Source organism: Streptomyces sp. WZ.A104, from assembly GCF_002382885.1.
Lineage (GTDB): Bacteria > Actinomycetota > Actinomycetes > Streptomycetales > Streptomycetaceae > Streptomyces.
The window spans coordinates 67,088-86,459 of sequence record NZ_NWVL01000025.1; the positions used below are offsets into that span (position 1 = coordinate 67,088).

Annotated in this window: 12 protein-coding genes; 5 read left to right on the forward strand and 7 right to left on the reverse strand. The window is 70.4% G+C overall.

What is annotated here, in order from left to right:
• Nucleotides 1–158: 158 nt before the first annotated feature.
• Nucleotides 159–1,532, forward strand: coding sequence for an MFS transporter (locus CIB93_RS15820; protein WP_096627471.1), 1,374 nt, complete (start codon nt 159–161; stop codon nt 1,530–1,532).
• 139 nt (nt 1,533–1,671) lie between these two features.
• On the opposite strand, the gene CIB93_RS15825 is transcribed toward CIB93_RS15820, so the two are convergent.
• Nucleotides 1,672–3,057 carry a carotenoid oxygenase family protein gene (locus tag CIB93_RS15825; protein ID WP_096627494.1) on the reverse strand — a complete coding sequence of 462 codons (1,386 nt, stop codon included), beginning with the start codon at nt 3,055–3,057 and terminating at the stop codon, nt 1,672–1,674.
• Nucleotides 3,058–3,137: 80 nt separating this feature from the next.
• Here CIB93_RS15825 and CIB93_RS15830 point away from each other — a divergent pair, with 80 nt between their 5' ends.
• Nucleotides 3,138–3,788 carry a TetR/AcrR family transcriptional regulator gene (locus CIB93_RS15830; RefSeq protein WP_096627472.1) on the forward strand — a complete coding sequence of 217 codons (651 nt, stop codon included), beginning with the start codon at nt 3,138–3,140 and terminating at the stop codon, nt 3,786–3,788.
• A 47-nt stretch (nt 3,789–3,835) separates the two neighbouring features.
• Here CIB93_RS15830 and CIB93_RS15835 read toward each other — a convergent pair whose 3' ends face one another.
• Nucleotides 3,836–4,804, reverse strand: coding sequence for a hypothetical protein (locus CIB93_RS15835; RefSeq protein WP_096627473.1), 969 nt, complete (start codon nt 4,802–4,804; stop codon nt 3,836–3,838).
• 267 nt (nt 4,805–5,071) lie between these two features.
• Between CIB93_RS15835 and CIB93_RS15840 the strand changes: the two genes are divergently transcribed.
• Nucleotides 5,072–6,055: a DUF1702 family protein gene (locus tag CIB93_RS15840; protein WP_096627474.1), complete on the forward strand. Its 984-nt coding sequence runs from the start codon at nt 5,072–5,074 to the stop codon at nt 6,053–6,055.
• Complete coding sequence (locus tag CIB93_RS15845) at nt 6,052–7,449, forward strand: cytochrome P450 (RefSeq protein ID WP_096627475.1); 1,398 nt, start codon at nt 6,052–6,054, stop codon at nt 7,447–7,449. The genes CIB93_RS15840 and CIB93_RS15845 overlap by 4 nt, the downstream gene beginning before the upstream one ends.
• Before the next feature lie 154 nt (nt 7,450–7,603).
• Here the strand turns inward: CIB93_RS15845 and CIB93_RS15850 are convergent, their stop codons facing one another.
• Genes CIB93_RS15850 through CIB93_RS15870 form a run of 5 tightly spaced genes read right to left on the reverse strand, consistent with a single transcriptional unit; the run spans nt 7,604 to nt 17,529 of the window.
• Nucleotides 7,604–8,173, reverse strand: a complete 570-nt coding sequence (locus tag CIB93_RS15850) for a flavin reductase family protein (protein ID WP_373558760.1) — start codon at nt 8,171–8,173, stop codon at nt 7,604–7,606.
• A gap of 5 nt (nt 8,174–8,178) precedes the next feature.
• Nucleotides 8,179–8,655, reverse strand: a complete 477-nt coding sequence (locus tag CIB93_RS15855; RefSeq protein WP_096627476.1) for a thioesterase family protein — start codon at nt 8,653–8,655, stop codon at nt 8,179–8,181.
• Nucleotides 8,652–14,513 carry a type I polyketide synthase gene (locus CIB93_RS15860; RefSeq protein WP_096627477.1) on the reverse strand — a complete coding sequence of 1,954 codons (5,862 nt, stop codon included), beginning with the start codon at nt 14,511–14,513 and terminating at the stop codon, nt 8,652–8,654. Before CIB93_RS15860 ends, CIB93_RS15855 begins: the two co-directional genes overlap by 4 nt.
• Nucleotides 14,514–14,533: 20 nt before the next feature.
• Nucleotides 14,534–15,553: an enediyne biosynthesis protein gene (locus tag CIB93_RS15865; protein WP_096627478.1), complete on the reverse strand. Its 1,020-nt coding sequence runs from the start codon at nt 15,551–15,553 to the stop codon at nt 14,534–14,536.
• Nucleotides 15,550–17,529 carry an ASPIC/UnbV domain-containing protein gene (locus CIB93_RS15870; RefSeq protein ID WP_096627479.1) on the reverse strand — a complete coding sequence of 660 codons (1,980 nt, stop codon included), beginning with the start codon at nt 17,527–17,529 and terminating at the stop codon, nt 15,550–15,552. The genes CIB93_RS15865 and CIB93_RS15870 overlap by 4 nt, the downstream gene beginning before the upstream one ends.
• Before the next feature lie 282 nt (nt 17,530–17,811).
• On the opposite strand from CIB93_RS15870, the gene CIB93_RS15875 reads away from it, so the two are divergent.
• Nucleotides 17,812–19,359, forward strand: a complete 1,548-nt coding sequence (locus CIB93_RS15875) for a GMC family oxidoreductase (RefSeq protein ID WP_096627480.1) — start codon at nt 17,812–17,814, stop codon at nt 19,357–19,359.
• Nucleotides 19,360–19,372 lie beyond the last annotated feature (13 nt).

Consider the following 19,372-nt stretch of genomic DNA (forward strand, 5'->3'; position numbering starts at 1 on the left):
GGCCCGGCGCTCGGTGACGCGTGCCGCCGGGCGGCACGGTCGGCCGACGCGGTGACCGTTCACGAAATCGGACTCTCGATCGAGGGAACCATCTCATGACGACCGATGCAGGCAAGAGCGAAGCGAGCTCAGTTCCACGTTTCACCAGCAGGGAACGGATGATCCTATTCCTCCTGCTCGGGTCCGGATTCATGCTGTCCGTCGACTTCTCGATCCTCAACGTCGCGCTGCCCGAGGTCGGCGCGGGCGTCGGGCTGGGGCTGTCCGAGCTGCCCTGGGTCACCTCGGCCTACGCCCTCCCCGCGGCGGGCTTCGCCCTCCTCTTCGGACGGATGGGCGACCTGTTCGGCCGCCGCCGGCTCTTCATCACGGGGCTTGCGCTGCTCGGCGCGGCCTCACTGCTCGGCGGTTTCGCCCAGAACGCCGAGGTACTGCTGGCCGCCCGCGCACTGCAGGGCTTCGCCACCGCGATGGCGATCCCCGCGTCACTTTCCCTGCTCACCAGCACCTTCGCGGAAGGCGCGCAGCGAGACCGGGTCCTCGGCCTCAACGGTGCGCTGCTCTCCGGCGGTTTCACGGTGGGCGCGCTGGTCGGCGGAGTCCTGGTCAGCCTGCTCAGTTGGCGAGCCGCGTTCTTCATCAACGTCCCGGTGGCGGTGGTCATCCTGGCGTTCACCCCATCGCTGATCAGGGAGAGCAGCGTCCCCGACCGGGTAAAGATGGACGTGCCCGGGGCGGTGACCGCGGCCGGCGGTCTGCTCGCCGTCATCTACGCGATCATCGAGACGAACATCTACTCGGCCGTCATCGGCGTGGTTCTGCTGGCCTCGTTCTGGATGATCGAGCTGCGTTCGCCCGCGCCGCTCGCCCCGGTGCGCATCCTCAAGCGGCCGACGGTGAAGTGGGGCAACTACGGGGGTCTCGTGACCTTCTCCATGGGCACCGCCATGATCTTCCTGATGACCCTCTACCTTCAGAACGTCCTGCACTACTCCCCGCTGATCACCGGCCTGGTCTTCGGCGTCCCGGGCCTGGCGGCCGTGGTCGCCGGAGTCATCGCCGGGCGCTCCATCGGACGCCACGGCAGCCGGAAGGTGCTGGCCGTGGGCATGTCCGTGCAGGGCCTGGCGATCGTTCCGCTGATCTTCCTCGGTACCGACCGGATGGCGATCGCTATCGTGATCCCCGCGCTGTTCATCGCGTTCTTCGGGCATGTGGCCTCCATCGTGGCCTACACCGTGACCGGAACCTCGGGCCTGCCCAATGAGGAGCAGGGCCTGGCCACGGGCATGACCGCGATGACCCAGCAGGTGGCCGTCACGATCGGCATCCCGATCCTGAGCGCGGTCGCCGCGACCCAGGCGGTGGAACTGGACGGTCTCCACCGCGCGCTCATCGTGAACGTCGTGGTGACCCTGGCGAGCGTGGTCCTGATCTGGTTGGGGTTGCGTGCCCGCGGCGCGGACGCTCCGGCGGCGGTCGTACCTCTTCCAGGGAAGGCCGACGAGGCGCTGGCCCGTCCGCTGGACTGACACCTGGCCCCACGGAGTCGCACTCGGCCGAGTGCGACTCCGTGGCGTTTCGGGCCGGATCCGCCGAGTTCATACCGGTGGGCCCGGATGATTGCCCGGTGGCCGGCCCTGGCGGGGTCTTCGTGGGCCTCCGCGCCGCTCACCGCTCCCCCGGCACCCACTGCGCGTGGAACCCGTGCGGCACCCGCACCGGCAGCGGGACCACGGCGACGGGCGGCCCGGTGAATTCGGCGGTGTCCAGGACCACCAGTTCGCTGCGGTCGGTCGCGGGGTCGTACACCAGGGTCAGCAGCCAGCCGTCAGCCTCCGCGGCTCGCGCCTCGCGCGGCAGGAAGACGGGTTCGCCGGTCAGCCGTCCGCCGGCGAAGACATGACGTTCCGAACGGCCGGTGACGAGGTCGTGCCGCAGCAGTGCCGGGCCGCAGAGCGCGGCGCCCTGGCCCGCGTCGAGTTCGACGGTGAAGGCGTACCGGTACGGCAGCCCCGTGTACCGCTCGTCGATCAGCGGGAACTCCTGCACCCGGCTGTCCAGTTGCCGCTCCGTCACGACGTTCTCACGCGGATCGAGGGTCCAGCGCCACAGGGTGGGCGCCGACTCGCTGGCGTGCAGCCGGTCACGGTCGAAGGCCCGCTCATGGCGGATCACGTCCACGGTGACCCGGCCGTCTCCCTCTTCGTGGGCGTTGACCGGGTGGAAGACGAAGCAGGGTGCGACGTCGAGCCAGATCACGGCCGCCTCCGTGCCGCCGCGGGCCACGATCCCGATCCGGGCGCCGTGGTCGTGCTGCCAGGAGTAGGGCACGGGCGAGCCAGCCCGCGCCTCGGCGGGGTCGTGGGTCACCGGCAGGTCGAAGAGGACCGCGTGGCGTTCGGTGAGGGCGAAGGAGTGCATCCAGGGGCGGCCCTTGACCGGGACCGGCAGTGTTTCGCGGACCCGGCCCGCGGCGTCGAGGGTGAGTAGGACCGCCTCGTCCCTCGCGTGGTCGGTCGCGACCGCGAGGAGTTCGCCGGTGATCGGGTCGGTGAGAGGGTGCGCACACAAACCGCCGGGGAGGGTGCCGTCGAAGTCGGTGCGGGCACGGGTGGCGAGGCCGGAGTCGATGACGAGCGGCAGGGCGGTGGCGGCGGCCACGGCCAGAGTGCGGCCGGCGTGCCGAACCAGGTTGGCGTTGACGTTGTCGTCCGGTCCGCTACGGGGTCCGGGGGTGGGCAGCTCGTTGAGCGCACCGCTGATCGCGTCGGTCCGCAGCCAGCGGTTGCGGTACGACAGCGCCCGGCCGCCGCCCAACCGGATCGCGTGCACCATGCCGTCACCCCCCAGGGCGTGGTCGACGGCGGGGTCGTGGGGGCCCCGGGTATTGGGCCCGATCCGCAGGAAGGTTCCGTCGAGCTGAGACGGCAGCGTGCCGCGCACCGTCAGTCCGGTGTGGTCGGTCTCGGCCGGCACCGGCTGGTAGCCACGCCCGAGAAGGTGCACCGTGCTGTACGGGAGTGTGCCGCGGGCAGGGTCAGTGGTGCGAGGCATGGCCGCCTCCTCCATTGAGTATCATCGTTACGTAACGCTGTCACGTAATAGCGTCACAGCCGCCCGCCATACTGTCAACGGTGAGCCCACGACCAGTTGACCCGAATCTCCGTCCCCGACTCATCGACGCCGCGGCGAAGCTGCTCGGCGAGGAGGGACCGGCCGCACTGTCCACCCGCAAGCTGGCAGCCATGGTGGGCACCTCGACCACGGCCGTCTACACGTACTTCGGCGGAATGGACGACCTGGTGCGCGCGATGGTCCATGAGGGGTTCAGGCTGCTCGGCGACCGGATGAGGGCGGTCGAGGAGAGCGACGACCCGGTCGCCGACGTGCTCGCACTCGGCTGGGCGTACCGGGACAACGCCCGGGAGCACTGGCACCTGTACAACGTGATGTTCGGCGGGTCGGGCCTCAGCGGCTTCTCCCTCACCGACGCCGACCGGCAGCACGGCCGCTACACCCTGGACATCCTCGTCGGAGCGGTCAAGCGCTGCGCCGCGACCGGCCGCTTCCGTCCCTTCGACCCCGAACTGGTCGCCCACCAGCTGTGGATCGCCCTGCACGGGCTGGTCACCCTGGACCTCGGCGGCTACCTGGTCGAGCCCAACACCGCGGACGTCTGCTTCGAGGCACAGGTGGGCGCAATGATCCTGGGCGCGGGGGACGACCCTCAGCGCGCCCAGGAGTCCCTGGCCAGGGCCACACAACGGCGGCTCCAGACCCAGTAGGGTCCGGAGCCGCCGTTGGTGGTTCCGCCGGGGTGGAGAGAAACCCGCTACGCATTCCAGGGAGCCGTCGGGAACCATATGTAATCGAGCCTGCCCAGCATCCGGATGTCCCAGTAGATGACCGTGAACGCGCCGGCCACCAGGAACGCGGACGCGGTCAGCGTCGCCACCCGGCCCGGCTTGGTGGCCAGCCAGCGCTGGACGGGGCGGCCGAGGGTGTAGGACAGGAGCAGGAAGAGCACCGCCATCACCACGAAGTTGCCGATGGACTGGAGCGAGAAGGCGACTGCTCCGTAGAGCGGGTTGTGTTCCTCGGCGGCCTGCCGGAACAGGTTACGGAACAGCGGGTAGGGGCGGCCGATCAGGAAGGCGCCGACCATGGCGCCGATCAGCACCAGCGGAGCGTTCGGGTGCCGACGCGAGACTGCCGCCAGCGGGTCGGGGATCAGACCGGCCGCGGCCAGCCCGAGCGCCAGCATGAACAGGCCGAGCACCCCGTACACGATCATGGCCTGGGCGATCCGGGGTGAGATGCCGTGCGCCTGCGCCGTCGAGAACTGCGGCATGTGGGTGCCGACGAGACCGACCAGCACCCCGTAGGCGGCCGAGACCGGCAGCATGCCAGCCGCCATCCAGCCCAGCGGCCGCAGCGCGTGTGCCAACCGCTGACGGCGGGTCAGGCTGATCTGCCCGACCAGCGGTCCCACCGCTCCGAACACGGCCACGTTGCAGGCCGTGAAGGAGCCTGCCAGCCCGGACACCAGGGCGAAGAGAACCCCGGAGGCGATGCCGGTCAGCGGCGTGTCCTTGGCGTCATGACCGAGGAGTTGACTGGCGGTGCGGAAGCCGATCTCGTCGTCCGCCAGCTTCGAGGACCATGCGTAGGCGATCAGTAAGCCGCCGAGCAGGCTGAGCACGAGGAGCAGGACCCGACGGCGCGGGAACAGGCCGTTGACGAAGAGCGACGTGGCGTGCGGCGGTGCCGTCGGTGCCGGAACGGAGGTGGTACCGGTCATGTGAGGCCTCCTCTGAGGCGGGGCGGTATCGGAGCCGGTGCACGAGGTCTCGCATGCGGCCGCTCACGTTCGGGACGGCCGGATGCGAGACGTCGGTGCCGGGGACGTGCGGGCGACGCGACTGATTGTCGGGACCAGACTTGTTCCGTGCCTACTCCTGAATTGCCCGGTGCCGGCACGGCAGAAGTAGTACGGCGGTCCGCGGAACCGGAGCATGTAACCGGAGAGCTGCGGCCGTCCGGGCGCGCGGCGGGCGGGAGGGCAACGATGAGCGCAAGCTGGCGAGCGGTCAGGCGCCGTCTGATGACACCGAGCCACAACGAGACCAAGCTGTCCACCCGAGGCTTCCACGAGAAGAGCCCCGAGGCGCGGGAGACGCTCGAAACGGTCGGGGCGACCTTCCTCGACGGGTACGCGTTCGCCGTCGAGGCACGCGACCAGGACGAGACGCATCAGCGGCTGGAACAGGTCCCGGTGCGGTTCCGCGGCTTCGCCTACGAGGGCGCGGCGATGGGACTGGCCATGCTGGACGGACTTCCGGTACCCGGCAACGGCCGGGTGGCCGCCTTCCTGGCGGGCCATGGCGCCCCGCACCGCTACATGGTGCACGTCGGGGTCGGCTGGGCGATGGCCCGGCTGCCCCGCTTCCGGTGGGCGTCCATCGCGCCCGCCGACCCGCTGCTGCGCTGGCTGGCACTGGACGGATACGGGTTCCACCAGGCCTACTTCCGTACCCAGCGCTATGTGCGCGAGCAGTACCGGGACCCGTCCCTCCGGTGGCCCGGCGACGAGACCCGGCGGTATGCCGGGCACGCCGTCGACCAGGGCATCGGGCGGGCGCTCTGGTTCATCGGCGGCACCGACCCGGCCGTGGTCTCCGACCTGGTGGACAGCTTCGCGGCCGACCGGCGTGCCGACATCTACAGCGGGGTCGGCCTGGCCGCCTGCTACGCCGGCGGTGCCTCCGAGGCCGAGCTGCTGTACCTGCTCGAACGGGCCGACCACTACCGGCCGCAACTCGCCCAGGGCATCGCCTTCGCCTCGACCACCCGGGTGGAGTCCGGACTGCTGACACCGCACACCGAGATGGCCGCGCGACTGCTCTGCGGTATGACCCCGCAGCAGGCCACCGAAGTCTGCTCGCGAGCCCGGCCCGATCCCGTCGTGGACGGCCGGCTGACGGCGTACGAGGTATGGCGCCGGGAGATCGCCGAGCGGGTCTCCAGCGACGCCCCCGAGGCGCGGGCATGAACGGCGTGGACTCGGTACCGGCCCCGGCCCTGCCGAGCGGCGGCCGGCCGCGGCGGCCACCGGGGCCGTCGCGGGCCGCCACCCCGGTGCTGCTGGCACGGATGGCCTCCGACCGGCTGGCAGTGATGACCGAGGCGGCGGCCACCTATGGGGACGCGGTACGGCTGCCGCTCGGCCCCAAGACCCTGTACTTCTTCAACCACCCCGACCACATCCGCCGGGTGCTGACCGACAACAGCGCCAACTACCACAAGGGCATCGGCCTGGTGCACGCCCGCCGCGCGCTCGGCGACGGCCTGCTGACCAGTGAGGGCCCGCTGTGGCGTGCCCAGCGCAAGGTGATCCAGCCGGTGTTCCAGCCGCGCCGGATCAACCGGCAGATCGGGACCATTGGCGAGGAGGCGCTGCTGCTGGCCGACCGGCTGAGGCTGTCAGCGGGCGCGGGAACGGTGGACATCCGGCATGAGATGACTGGGCTCACCCTCGGGGTGCTCGGCCGCTCGCTGCTGGACGCGGACCTGGGCGCGTACGAGTCCATCGGCGAGGCCTTCGAAGTCGTCCAGGACCAGGCCGTCTTCGAGATGATGAGCCTGAGTTCGGTGCCAACCTGGGTACCGCTGCCCCTGCAGCTGCGGTTCCGCAGGGCGCGGGCCGAACTGAACCGCATCGTGGCCGCGCTAGCCCAGGAGCGGGAACAGCATCCGGCTTCCGACGGCACCCGCGACGACGTACTCTCGCGCCTCATCGACGCGACGGCCGACGAGCGGGATCCGACGGTCCGGCAGAACCGGATGCGCGACGAGCTGATCACCCTGCTGCTCGCCGGGCACGACACCACCGCCAGTACCCTCAACTGGACGCTGTATCTACTGGACCGGCACCCCGAAGCGGGCGACCGGGTACGCGCCGAGGTCGACGAGGTGCTGGGCGACCGGCTGCCGACCATCGAGGACTTCCACCGGCTCACGTACACGTCAATGGTGCTCCAGGAGGTGATGCGGCTGTACCCGGCGGTGTGGCTGCTGCCGCGCAGGGCGCTGGCGGCGGACGAGATCGGCGGCTACCGGGTGCCGGCCGGCGCCGATGTGGTGCTGTGCCCGTACACACTGCACCGGCACCCGGACTTCTGGGAGGATCCGGACCGGTTCGACCCGGACCGGTTCGCCAAGGGCCGCTCCCCGGGCCGGCACAGGTACAGCTACGTACCGTTCGGTGCGGGACCGCGGGTCTGTGTCGGCAGCAGCCTGGGAATGATGGAGGCCACGGTGGTGCTCGCCGTCCTGCTGCGCCGGCTGCGGCTCTCGGTCCCCCCGGGCCACAAGGTACGGGCCGAGCCGATGTTGACCCTGCGGATCAAGGGCGGCCTGCCGATGACCGTGGAGTCGCGGAACTGACGGCGTGCCAGGAAGGATCGGCCACGCCGATGGCCGCCCCGGGCAGCAGTAGCCCGGGGCGGCCGTTCGCGTTCCGGAGTCCGCCGCGAGGTGCGGCGGGCGACGCGGAAAGCCCGGCCGGGGCAGTCGGCCGGGCTTTCTGTTCGAACCGGGGTCAGGCGGCGACGCGGCGGAAGGCCCCGCCGAGGAAGAGCAGCGGGTCCTCGCCCGACGCATTGCCAGCGCCCAGTACCGAGCCCACGAAGATGGTGTGGTCACCCCCGTCGTGGATGGCGCTGAGCCGGCACTCCAGCCATGCCTGGACGTGGCCCAGCACGGGGGCTCCGGTGTGCCGGCCGGGTTCGTGGTCGATGCCGGCGAACTCCGCCGCACCGCGCGGGCGTGAGTGGTCGGCGAAGTGGCGGGCCACCCATTCCTGGTCCCGGCTGAGCACCGAGACCGCGAAAGCCTTTTCGGCCAGGACGAGTTGATGGATGGCCGCCGACTTCACGACGCACACCAGCACCTGGGCCGGTTCGAGGGAGACGGAGGTGAAGGAGTTGGCGGTCATGCCGCGCGGCGCGTCGCGTCCCGCGGTCAGTACGGTCACCCCGGTGGCGAAACGCCCCAGCACCCCGCGCAGTGCGCGACGGTCACGGATGTCCGCCTCGGGCGCCTCCGCGGGAAGTGGCGGCAGGTCGAGCGGACCGGGCAGCGGAACAGAGGCGGATGGGACGATGGACATGTGGATCACCCCGCAGTAGTGGTGAGCGTCCGGGAGGACGCCGTGCCGGAGACGCTGTAAGGAACCAAGGCGAGCCGCAGCGGCTCGGGGACCCTGGTCGGGCGGGTGTCGGTGTTGGGGCCGCGCATGCAGGCGACCCTCTGCTGCCCGCGCGCGACCAGGGTTTCGCTTCCGTCAGGCCCGAGCCGCACGTAGTCGAAGGTGAAGGCGACCTGGGTCTGTGTGAGGTCCAGCAGCCGCATCCGGATGGACAGTTCGTCGAAGGCGGTGATCTCGGCGAAGAACTCGCAGTCCACCTTCAGGGTGAACAGCTTGAGGTCGGCCCGGATGTCGGCGAGCACGTCGGGAGCCCGGTCGCGCAGGAACATCTCCCGGCAGCGGCCCTGCCAGCGGAGGTAGTTGACGTAGTAGACATTGCCGACGAGGTTGGTCTCCTCGAAGCCGACCAGGTGGCGGTACTCGTAGTAGTCCGGTTGCGTCATCGGGTCCCCTCGGTCAGCACGGTGAACGACACCGGATCGGCGACGCCCTCCAGGGCGGTCGCGAAGGACGTGATGCGGTGTGCGCCGCCGCGGAAGGCCACCCAGCCGGCCGGCAGTCCCGCGTCGCCGTCCAGGCTCAGCGTGGCCACCGCGTGGCCCGCCTTGCGCAGTGTCTCCACCGCGCCCCACACCCGGGTGGCGGCCAGGCTCAGCGCCTCGCCCCGCCCCTCGGCGAGCAGCCGTGCCAGCGCCAGGCCGTCGGCGCCGAGCAGCGCCGCCCACGCTTCGGCCGGCCGCTCGGCGGCCACCTCGACGTCGCAGGTGATGGCCTGGGCGGCGACCACGGCGAAGGTGACGCCCGCCGCGTGCGAGGAGGACACCCGTCGCATGTCGGCCAGTTCGGGCCGTCCGTCGGGCCGGTGGTACACCTCGGTGGTACGGCCCAGCGCCCAGCTCACCGCCTGGGCGGTGCGCTGCCGACGCTCGTCAACCGAGGACCCGCCCATCGGGCCTCCGGGCAGCACGACACACCGCAGCGGGTGGCCGAGTACCGCCTCGGCACGCCGTTCCAGGAAGGGGCCGAGCAGGGCCGGCAGCCAGGGTCCGGCTCCGTCCTGCTTGCGCACCGCCCGCAGCAGCAGGCCCTCCCAGCGCTCGACCAGCCGGCCCTCCTCGTCGCGGACGTCCAGATCGTAGAGGTAGCTGTCGCCCTCCCGGGACCGCTCGCGAGCGTCGAGGAACAGCAGTCGGCCGGTGTGTTGCGCCGACCGGGCCGCGAGACGCAGCCGTGCCACGCTCACCGGCAGCAGCGTGGCGTCGGGCACGCAGGCCTGGATGGAGTGCATGAGCGCGTCGCGGGTACCGGGGTCGGCCAGTACCAGTTCGTCCGGGTGGTAGGCGGCGAACCAGTCGGTCCGGGGAGTGTCGTCGATCTCGGCCAGGCAGTGCTTGGCGGCCAGGTCCCGGTAGCCGAGCAGCCGCTGGAAGCGGTCGCCCTGGAAGAGCACCGGCCCGTACAGCTCACCGGGGGACACCGGCACCCGCGGTAGCTGGTCGGTGACCGGCGCCGGGTGACCGACCGGCTCCGGCACGCCGAAGCGCAGGGTGGCCCGGAAGTGGTCGGCCTGGAAGCCGGTCTCACTGCTGCGCACGACCGCCTCGACGGTGCCGGCTCCGGTGACCAGGGCGGCCACCCGCAGGGTCGTCGTGCTGTCCACCGGGACCACGATGGGCCGCAGGAACCGCATGTCCTCCAGCACCGGCGTGTCTCGGTGGCCGGTCAACGCGGTGGCCACCTGGGCCATGGCCTCCATGCCGAGGACGGCGGGGAAGAGCAGGTCGCCGTCCAGCAGGTGGTCGGCCAGGTAAAGGTCGCCGCCGGCGCCGAGTTCGGCGTCCGCGACCAGTTCGATGCCGGGGTAGTGGACCTGGACGCGTTCCAGGAACCGCAGCAGCGGCGGTTCGCGCTGCTCCAGGGTGAGCGTCGGCAGGCTGCCGGCCCGGCCCATTGCCACCAGGGCCGGCGGGGCACCGGTGTCGGCCAGCAGCCGACCGAGCAGTTCCACGCCCTGGTCGGCGGGGATCGGCTCGATGCCTTCGCGGACCAGCCCCTCCAGGACGCCCAGCCGCTCCCCCATGCCAGCACCGGACCAGACCGACCACTCCAGTGCCAGGCAGCGGCAGTCGGGGTAGTCCCGCTGGAACTGGACGGTCAACTCGGTGAGCCAGTCGTTGGCGGTGGCGTAATCCGCCTCGCCGCGCAGTCCCGCCCGGCCGATGATGCTGCCGAAGGTCACGAAGAGCCGCAGCGCCGCCGGGTCGATCGCGGCCAGCACGGCCTCCACGCCGTCGATCTTGGTGGCCAGTGTGCGGCGGAACGAGTCCTCGTCCAGGTTGGCGAGTGCCTGCGGCTGGTTGCGGCCCGCACCGTGCAGCAGCCCGGTGACCGGGCCGAGCGCCTTGGTGATCTCGCCGACCGCGGCCTTGACCTGGTCGACGTCGGTGACGTCGGCCCGCGCGTAGTACACCCGGACACCCGCCGCCTCCATCCGGGCCAGGTTGGCGGCGAGTTCGGCGTCCTCGGCGGGGTCGGAGCGGCCCATCAGGCCGATCGCCGCGCCGTTCTGCCCGGCCAGCGAGATGGCGCACTCGGCGGTGATGCCCTTGCCGCCGCCGGTAATCAGCAGGACGTCGCCGTCGTCCAGCGTCTGGTGGGTGGAGTCCGTCGCGAGCTCCACGGCCCGCAGGACCGGCTCCCGCCGCACCCCCTCGGAGTCGTAGTGCACCTCACTGAACCCGGTGGTGGCCAGGACGTCCGCGGTGATCCGGACGCTGATCCGTTCGGCGGCGTCGGCCGTCATGTCCCCGGGCAACGGCAGGGTGACGACGGTGACCGGGATGTCCGGTGCCTCCAGGTGCAGCGTCTTGGCCAGGCCCGCCGCTCCCCTGCGGTCGCCGACGGCGACCAGCCGGGTTCCGGCGGCCCGCCGTTCAGGGTCGAGTGCGGCTCGGGCGGCGTCGAGCATCAGGCCGATGTGCTCCTGACCGCAGTCGCGGGGCAGGGCGAGCAGGACGCCCGCGTCGGGCCCGGTCGCGCGCAGCTTCCCGGCCAGCGGGCCGGCCAGCGGGTGCCGGTCGGAGGCGAAGACCTCCCAGTCGCCGCCGGGCCCGGCGGCGGGGCCGCCGGGCAGCTCGACCGGTGTCAGATCGACCACGAACGGGCGTACCCAGCTCGCGACGCCTGGGGCGGCGGACGGCTGGTGGTCGTCGGGCGACTGCTCTGACAGCTCGTCGAGGAGTTCGGCGAGTTGCCCCAGCGTGGAGGTGGCGAACGCGGTGGTGACCATGGGGGCGGAGATGCCCAGCTCCTGGGCGGCCTGGTTCATGATCTGGCCGACGGTGATGGAGCTGAGGTGCAGTTCGTCGAGCGGGTTGGCCGCCGGATCGACCGTTTCGACCGGGAGTTCGGCCCGCTCGGCGGCAAGCCGGAGCAGCACTTCCAGGCTGGAGGTGTCCTCCCCGTCGGCTGCCGTGGTGCCGGCGGTGGCCGCGAGAGCGGTGAGCTCGGGCAGCGCGGTCGGCATCGACTGCTCCAGCACGAAGTCCTCGCCGTTGGACTCGCAGGGGCTGGCGAAGAACAGGAACTCCTTGTCCAGCGGGAGCGGCCGGGTGAAGCGCCCGGCGAAGAGCCGGCTGTGCCGGACCGGCGCGCCCATCGTCCAGGCGGCGGCGACCGTGCCGAGCAGCCCGGTCAGTGACAGGGCGTCCGCCTCAGTGGCGACCGCGGGCACATCCGGCAGGATCTCGGCGGCCAGTGACTTCAGTACGTGGCCCGGTCCGACCTCGATCAGCAGGTCCACCTCGCCGTCCATCTCCTGGAGCGCCTCGGTGAACCGGACCGGTTGAAGTACCTGGCGGGTGAGCAGGTCCACCACGTCGGTGTCGGCGGGCAGCAGCCCGCCGGTGACGGTGGAGACCAGTCCCTCGCCGACCGGGCCGAACCGCTCGGTTGCCAGGTGCTCGGCGAGTCCGGCCGCGGCCGGGGCGACGGCCGGTGAGTGGAAGGCATGAGAGACATTGATCCTCGCCGTGCCGACGCCCTGTCCGGCCGCCAGTGCGCAGACTCGTTCGACCGCCGCGACCGGGCCGGACACCACGGTCTGCCGCGGGCTGTTGTATCCGGCGATCACCACCGGCTCGCCGGCGGTCAGGGTCTCGGCGAGTTCGGGGGTGGTCGCGAGCGCGGCCATCGTGCCGTCGCCGTCGCTGGCCGCGGCCATGATCCGGCCACGGGCGCCGGCCGCGCTCAGCACAGTCGGCTCGTCCATCGCGCCCGCCCAGTGCAGGGCCGTAAGTTCCCCGAGGCTGTGTCCGGTGCCCCGGACCGCCTCGATGCCGAGGATGTCCAGGATCCGCAGGCCCGCGACCGAGGCGGCCACGATCCGGGGCTGGGCGACGTCGGTGGCGACCAGGTCGCCGTCGGTGGGCAGCGAGAGCCGGTCGTACAACTCGTCCACGGCGGCGAACCGGCGGCGTAGCGCGCCTCCGTCGCCGCGCTTTCCGGCGCCCTGGCCGGGGAAGAGGAAGGCGATCCGGGGGGCCGATCCGGCGCTGCCCAGGAAGACGCCCCCCTGGGTGTCCAGCAGCGAGCGGGCCCCGGCGGCCAGTTGCCCGGCCAGCTCGGTGAGCCGCTCGGTGGCCTGTTCAGGCGAGGCGACGAGCACTGCGGCGCGCAACGGCCGGCCGTCCAGCTCGCCCTGCAACGTGGCTGCCAGGTCACCGAGTTCGGCGTACGACAGCTGGGCGCAGAACTTCGCGAGGCGGGTCGCCTTCTCCCGCAGTTCCTCCGGGTCGGCGCCGTCCAGCAGGAACAGCTCGGCGTCCTGCCGGGAGGCGACCAGTTTGCGGGTGACGCTCGGCACGGCGTTGCGCCGCAAGCCGTCGGCGTGCTCGACCACGACGTGGGCGTTGATGCCGCCGAAGCCCATGGAGGAGACCCCGGCCCGGATGGGCATGTCCTCGGGCCACAGCTCGGCACGGTCCGGAACCCGCAGCGCGGGCTCGGGGCCGAGGAGTTCGGGATGCGGGTCGACGTGGCTGGTGGCGGGCGGGATCACCTGGTGGCGGACCGCGAGGATCGCCTTGAGGAGCCCGGCGACCCCGGCCGCCGCCTTGGTGTGGCCGAAGTTGCCCTTGACGGTACTCAGGGCGGCCGGGGCGAGAGCCCCGGAGGCACGGCGGGCCTCGGAGAAGGCGCGCAGTTCGGTGGCGTCACCGACGGCCGTTCCGGTGCCGTGGCCCTCCAGGAGGCCGATGGTCTCCATGCCGAAGCCGGCCGTGCGGTAAGCGCGTCGTATGGCGAGTCGGTGGCCGCTGGCCTCGGGCCGGGTGATGCCGCCCTTCCCGTCGGAGGAGTAGCCCCAGCCGGCGATGGTGGCGTAGCGGAAACGGCCCTGCGCGCGGGCGTCCTCGTCCCGCATCAGGACCAGCATGCCGCAGCCCTCGCCGGGCCAGAAGCCGTTGGCGCCCTTGTCGTAGACCCGCATCTCGCCGGTGGCCAGCGCGCCGGTCTTGGCGAAGCCGATCACCTCGAAGGGGTCGATGCTCAGGTCCACACCGCCGGCCACCGCCACGTCCATCGTGCCGCGGGCCAGCGCGTCGCACGCGGTGGAGACCGACAGCAGGGAGGACGAGCACGCGCCGTCGACGGTGAAACCGCCGCCCTTGAAGTCGAAGTGGTTGCAGATGCGGCCGGCGATGGTGTTGGCGAGGCCGCCGGCCAGGGTGTCCTCGCCGATCGGCGGGAAGGCGCTCTTGTAGCGCTGTTCGAGGCTGTCGAGGAAGGCGGTGAGCGCCTCGTCGTCCCAGCCCTGCTCGCGCAGCGCGGCGCCGACGGTGCGACGGACGTACGGCCAGCGCAGCCGCATCAGATTGGCCCGGCTGAACTCCCCGGTGAGGGTGTTGCCGATGATGACGCCGGTGTTGACGTCCGCCAGCCCCTCGCCGAAGGGGAAGCCGGCGTCCTCCAGGGCGCGGGCCGCGGTGTCCAGGGCGAGCCAGTGGGTCATGTCGGTGGAGCGGAAGGTGCTGCCCGCCACCCGGTAGCGGACCCGGTCGAACTCGAATCCCTCGATCACCGCCGCCTTGGCGCTGTAGAAGCGGTCGGGCGCGGCGGGATCGGGTGAGTAGTAGTCCTCGGCGCGCATCCGCTGGTCGGGCAGTTTCCGGAAGGCACGGCGGCCCGCCAGCACGTTCTGCCAGAGCTGTTCGGGGTTCTCGGCGTCAGGGTAGCGGCAGGCGATGCCGACCACCGCGATGCGGCCTGAGGGTGCCCGCTCGTCGTTCTCGGCCGTGGTCACGGGCCTCGGTTCCCTTACGGTCATGCCGCCACCGCCTCGTTGTCGGCCAAGCGCTGTGGCTCGGCGGGTTGCGCCACCGTGCCGCTGGTCGCATCGTTGCCCCGGCGCCGTTGCAGGCCGTGGGCAACCCACCAACCGATACCGCGGACGGCACACACGATCGTGGTGGCGAAGAAGAGGGTGTACACGACGTTGAAGACCATCAGCAGCCCGTAGACCATGGCGACCGAGGATCCGAAGATGAACTGGTTGCGACCCTTCGAGGGGGTGGTTCCGGGGTCGGTGATCATGTAGTTGGTGAAGAGCACGAAGGCGACACCGCTCATCGGCCCGAGCGCGGACCAGATCGCCACGTCCCATATGAAGTGGCGCAGCACCGCTTGGATGACGAAGGCGCCGAGCCAGCCGACGATCAGCGGGATCCGCTTGGTCAGCATGGCGTTGATGACCGTGCCGGCGGTGGCGATGACCAGCGGAATGCCGACCCGGAAGAACGTGTTCGCGTTCTCGGTGAACTCGTACGGCGGGGCGATGCTGATCCAGGAGCCGAACATGAGCAGCGAGACGGTGATTCCGAAGTTGGACGGGTTCATGTAGTGCCGCATGCGGCCGTTGATCGGCGCCTGGAGGACGTGTTTGCCGGCCACGCCGATGAAGACACCGAGCAGGATGGGCAGCAGCAGGTCGTTGGCGTAGAGCAGCATGTTCACCGCGAGCGCGGTGATGTGGGCGGGCAGCAGGAACTCGTACACCCTGCGGAACCCGCCACCCAGGAAGCGGGCCCGGCGCTTCTGGGCCCAGGCGCTGATCACCTCCAGCACCATCTCGACCGCGTAGGCGAACGGCGCGCAGATGATCGGCCACAGCCAGGGCTGCTCGAAGCCGAGCAGGGTGTAGCCCAGGATGTTGAACACGGTCATGGAGATGGCGAAGTTGCGCAGCGCCAGGTAGCGGGGGTCCCGGTTGGGCTTCTTCTTCTCGGCGTGGGGGTGAGCGGCGTGCGGAGCCGCATCGACAGTCTGGGAACGGTTGTCGGTCATCGGCTCGTCACCTCCTGGATGTCGTCGGTCAGCATGAGGGTGTGGCTGCCCGCGGAGAGCTGCTGGGTCTTGGTGTGCAGGCCGCCCCCGCTGTCGCGCCACGTGAAGTGCGCCTTCACCGGGCCGGCGTAGGTGTCGAGGCCGAAGCGCACGTCGAAGCTGCGGAAGCCTCCGTGCCCGCCGCCGCCGTCGAGCTGGGCGATCTGCTTCCCCTGCGGCGTGGTGATGCTCACCGTGGTGCCGTACGCGGGCGAGCCGGTCGCGGCCAGCCCCTCTCCGGCGGTGGAGTCCGGCGCGGGCCGGTACAGCCGCAGTGTCAGGTCGTTACCCAGCTTCGGGGCCTGGTTGGCGTAGAAGGCCGGAGGGCCCCACTGGCGGGCTATCGCGAAGTCCAGCGCGCCGCTGCCGGTCGTGTCGGCGGTGGCGATCGCACGGGTCGGGATCGGGACGTCGAGGCCGAGCTGCTTGCTCACGTTCGCGTACTTGCCGCTGCTGGTACGGGCGTAGAACGCCATCACCTCGTCGCCGGCCAGGTCGTCACCGGGGCCGACGTGCGGCCACATCTTAGGGTCGGAGAGCAGGTTGTCGTTGGTCATGGCCAATTCCTGGAGCCACGGCCAGCGGTCGATGTCGCCCTTGACGAAGCCGGTGGCCTGCAGGATGTTCTGCTGGCCGTTGTTGAGGAAGTCGCCCATCTTGGCGTCCCACCCCCAGCCGCTCCAAGCGACGCCGTTCTTCCGTGCCTCCTGCTTGAACGGGGCGATGCCGTCCTGCAGCTTGGCCTTCGCGGCGGCCGGGCTGTCGGCCTGGTTGACCCAGAGGAAGTTGCTCTCCTCCAGGCCCCAGGCGACAGTGATGTTGCTGACCATCATGTCGAAGCTGCCGTTGCCGTCGACATCACCGAAGTCGACCCCCATGCCCTTGAAGGAGCCGTCGCCGAGCACGAACGACTTCGGGGTCGTCGCGGTGCGCTCGCCCTTGGCCTCCGTGAAGCGGATGTTGCCGGGAGTGGAGCGGTTGTACAGCAGGTGCCCGTGGCCGAAGTCGTTGGCGATGTAGACATCGGGCAGCCCGGAGCCGGTCAGGTCGGCGCCGGAGATGGCCAGCGTCCAGCCGGTGGAGTTGGCGTACGGGATGGCGTCCTTCTCCTCGACGAAGGAGACGTCCGGGTTGGGGCCGGCCGAGCCCTTGTGCCAGCGCAGCACGCGGTCACCGCCTGCGTTCTTCGCGCTGGACAGCGAGTCGTTCATCTCGACGTTGTTGAGGCCGTTCGGGTCGAGCACGTCGGAGTCCGGGAAGTAGTTCCCGACGATCATCGACGGGTGGCCGCTGCCGTCGAGGTCGGCGACGTAGACGGCGTCGGTGTTCCACCGCGGCCCGTGGTACTTGCCGTCGAGACTCTGCGAGGCGACGACCTCGCGCGGGACGTACGCGGACGCGGACGGGGACTTGGCGTCGGACTTCGCCAGGAACAGCACCGGAGTGCGTCCCCAGTAGGTGACCAGGAAGTCGTTGCGGCCGTCGCCGTTGAAGTCGCCGGGGGTGCAGCCGGTGGGTGCCATGGCGTCGTCCATCGGCAGCGGCTTGCCGTCCAGCACGAACGGGGTGAACCGGTCGGCGGTAGGAGCGGTCGGGGTGTAGGTGACCACGACCGAGTCGGTACGGGTGTCGACAATGCACATACCGTTGGCGATTCCGTGGCCGGTGACATCGTTGATCGCGATGCTGGCGCCGACCGAGGAGATCCAGGCGCGGATCTTTTCGTAGGCCGGGTTCACCTTACGGATCGTCTTCATCGGCTGCGAGTCGTAGCCGGGCGGCATCGCGATCGGCATCTCCTTGAACTTGTACGCCGCAGCAGCCTGGTCACCGCCCGCGACAGATACCGATGTGCGGACGACGAAGAACAGTGAGGTCGCCACCAATATCGTGACCACCCCTGGTATGAGCCTGCGGAATCGCTGTCGGTACGACATCCCAATTCCCTCCCGTGAACGAGAAATGAACGACTGACCAAGGCCATTGCGAATGCAATTCTGGAGTTACTGTCACAGCACCTGGCACTTGAGGATCTATCACCCGGGCAAGGGTTGCTTCTCTGACGTTGCTACGGTTCGAAGTGAGTACCCTCCTTCAGTTCGGGGGATATCCACGGCCCTGACCATTGAGCAGTCTCGGAGAAGACCGGATGCCGGCGGCCTGAAAAACTCGGGTGAGATCGGACCCTGTCGAATCACAGTCTGGCGAGGTTTAAATCCATGACGCACACGTATGACGCGATCATCGTCGGGTCGGGCTCCGCGGGTGCGGCGCTCGCAGCCCGGCTGAGCGAGGACCCGGCCCGTTCGGTACTCCTCATCGAAGCGGGCCCGGACTTTCCCGATCCCGCCGACATCCCGCACGACATCACCAACGGCAATGCCATGTCGATGAGCAAGCACGACTGGCACTACCGCGCGGAGATCATAGACGGCCGACGCATCCTCTTCCCCCGTGGAAAGATCACCGGTGGCTCGTCCGCGGTCGGCGCTACCATCGCGCTGCGCGGTGTGCCCGAGAACTACGACAAGTGGGCGGCGGCGGGTAATCCGGCGTGGGCGTACGAGCAGGTGCTGCCGTACTTCCGACGCCTGGAGGACGACCTGGACTTCCAGGGCCGATACCACGGCAAGGGCGGCCCGGTGCCGATCCGCCGGTTCCACCCGGACGAGATGACCACCATGCAGCGCGCCTTCACCGAAGCGAGCCTGGCGGCCGGATTCCCCGAGGTCTCCGACCACAACCACCCCGATGCGACCGGTATCGGCCCGATCCCGTCCAACCGGCGCGACCCTCGCTACCGAGTCTCGACGGCGATGGCGTACCTGACGGGCGAGGTAAGGGCACGGGAGAACCTGACCGTCCGGAGCGGGACGCTGGTGCACGAGGTGCTCTTCGAGGGCGACCGCGCGGTCGGCGTTCTGGTCTCGGCCGGCGCCGGCAAGCCGGAGGAACTGCGGGCGCACAAGATTGTCCTGTCGGCTGGCGCGGTCAACACCCCGACGCTGCTGATGCGTTCGGGAATCGGTCCGGCCGACGACCTGACCAGGCTCGGGATCGACGTCCGGCTGGACCGGCCCGGGGTCGGCGCCCACCTGATGGACCACCCGCGGACCGGCGTGTTCATGCGGCCCAAGGAGGGAGCTCTGGACGAGAACGTGCCGTTCCTGCAGTCCATGGTGCGGACCACGGCCAAGGGATCAACCGACTTCAACGACATGCAGTACTACATGGTCAACCACTTCGACCTGGAGCTCTTCCCCGAGCTTCAGATGCTGGCCGGCGCTTCGATGATCTTCGGCGTGATGGTGGTGGACCAGCAGCCGGAGTCGGTCGGCCGGCTGCGGCTGGCCTCGGCCGACCCGGCGGCGGGGCCGGACATCCAGCTCGACTTCCTCTCCACCGAACGGGATCTGGAGAAGATGGTCCAGGGCGTCCGGACCTGCTGGGAGCTGGCCAACCACCCGGGGATCGCGTCGCGGGGCGACGGCTTCATCGTGCTGAACGACAAGCTCATCGAGAAGGACGCGATGGTCGAGCAGTACGTGAAGGTGAGCCTGGACAGCGGCTACCACCCGGTGGGCACGGCCCGTATGGGCACCGCTGACGACGCGGGCGCCGTGGTGGACGAACAGCTGCGGGTGCACGGGCTGGAGGACCTGTACGTGGCCGACGCCTCGGTGATGCCGAGCATCGTCAACTGCAACACCAACCTCACCTCAATCATGATCGGTGAGCGGCTGGCGGACTGGCTGCGCGCCGAGTGAACTGAACCCGCCC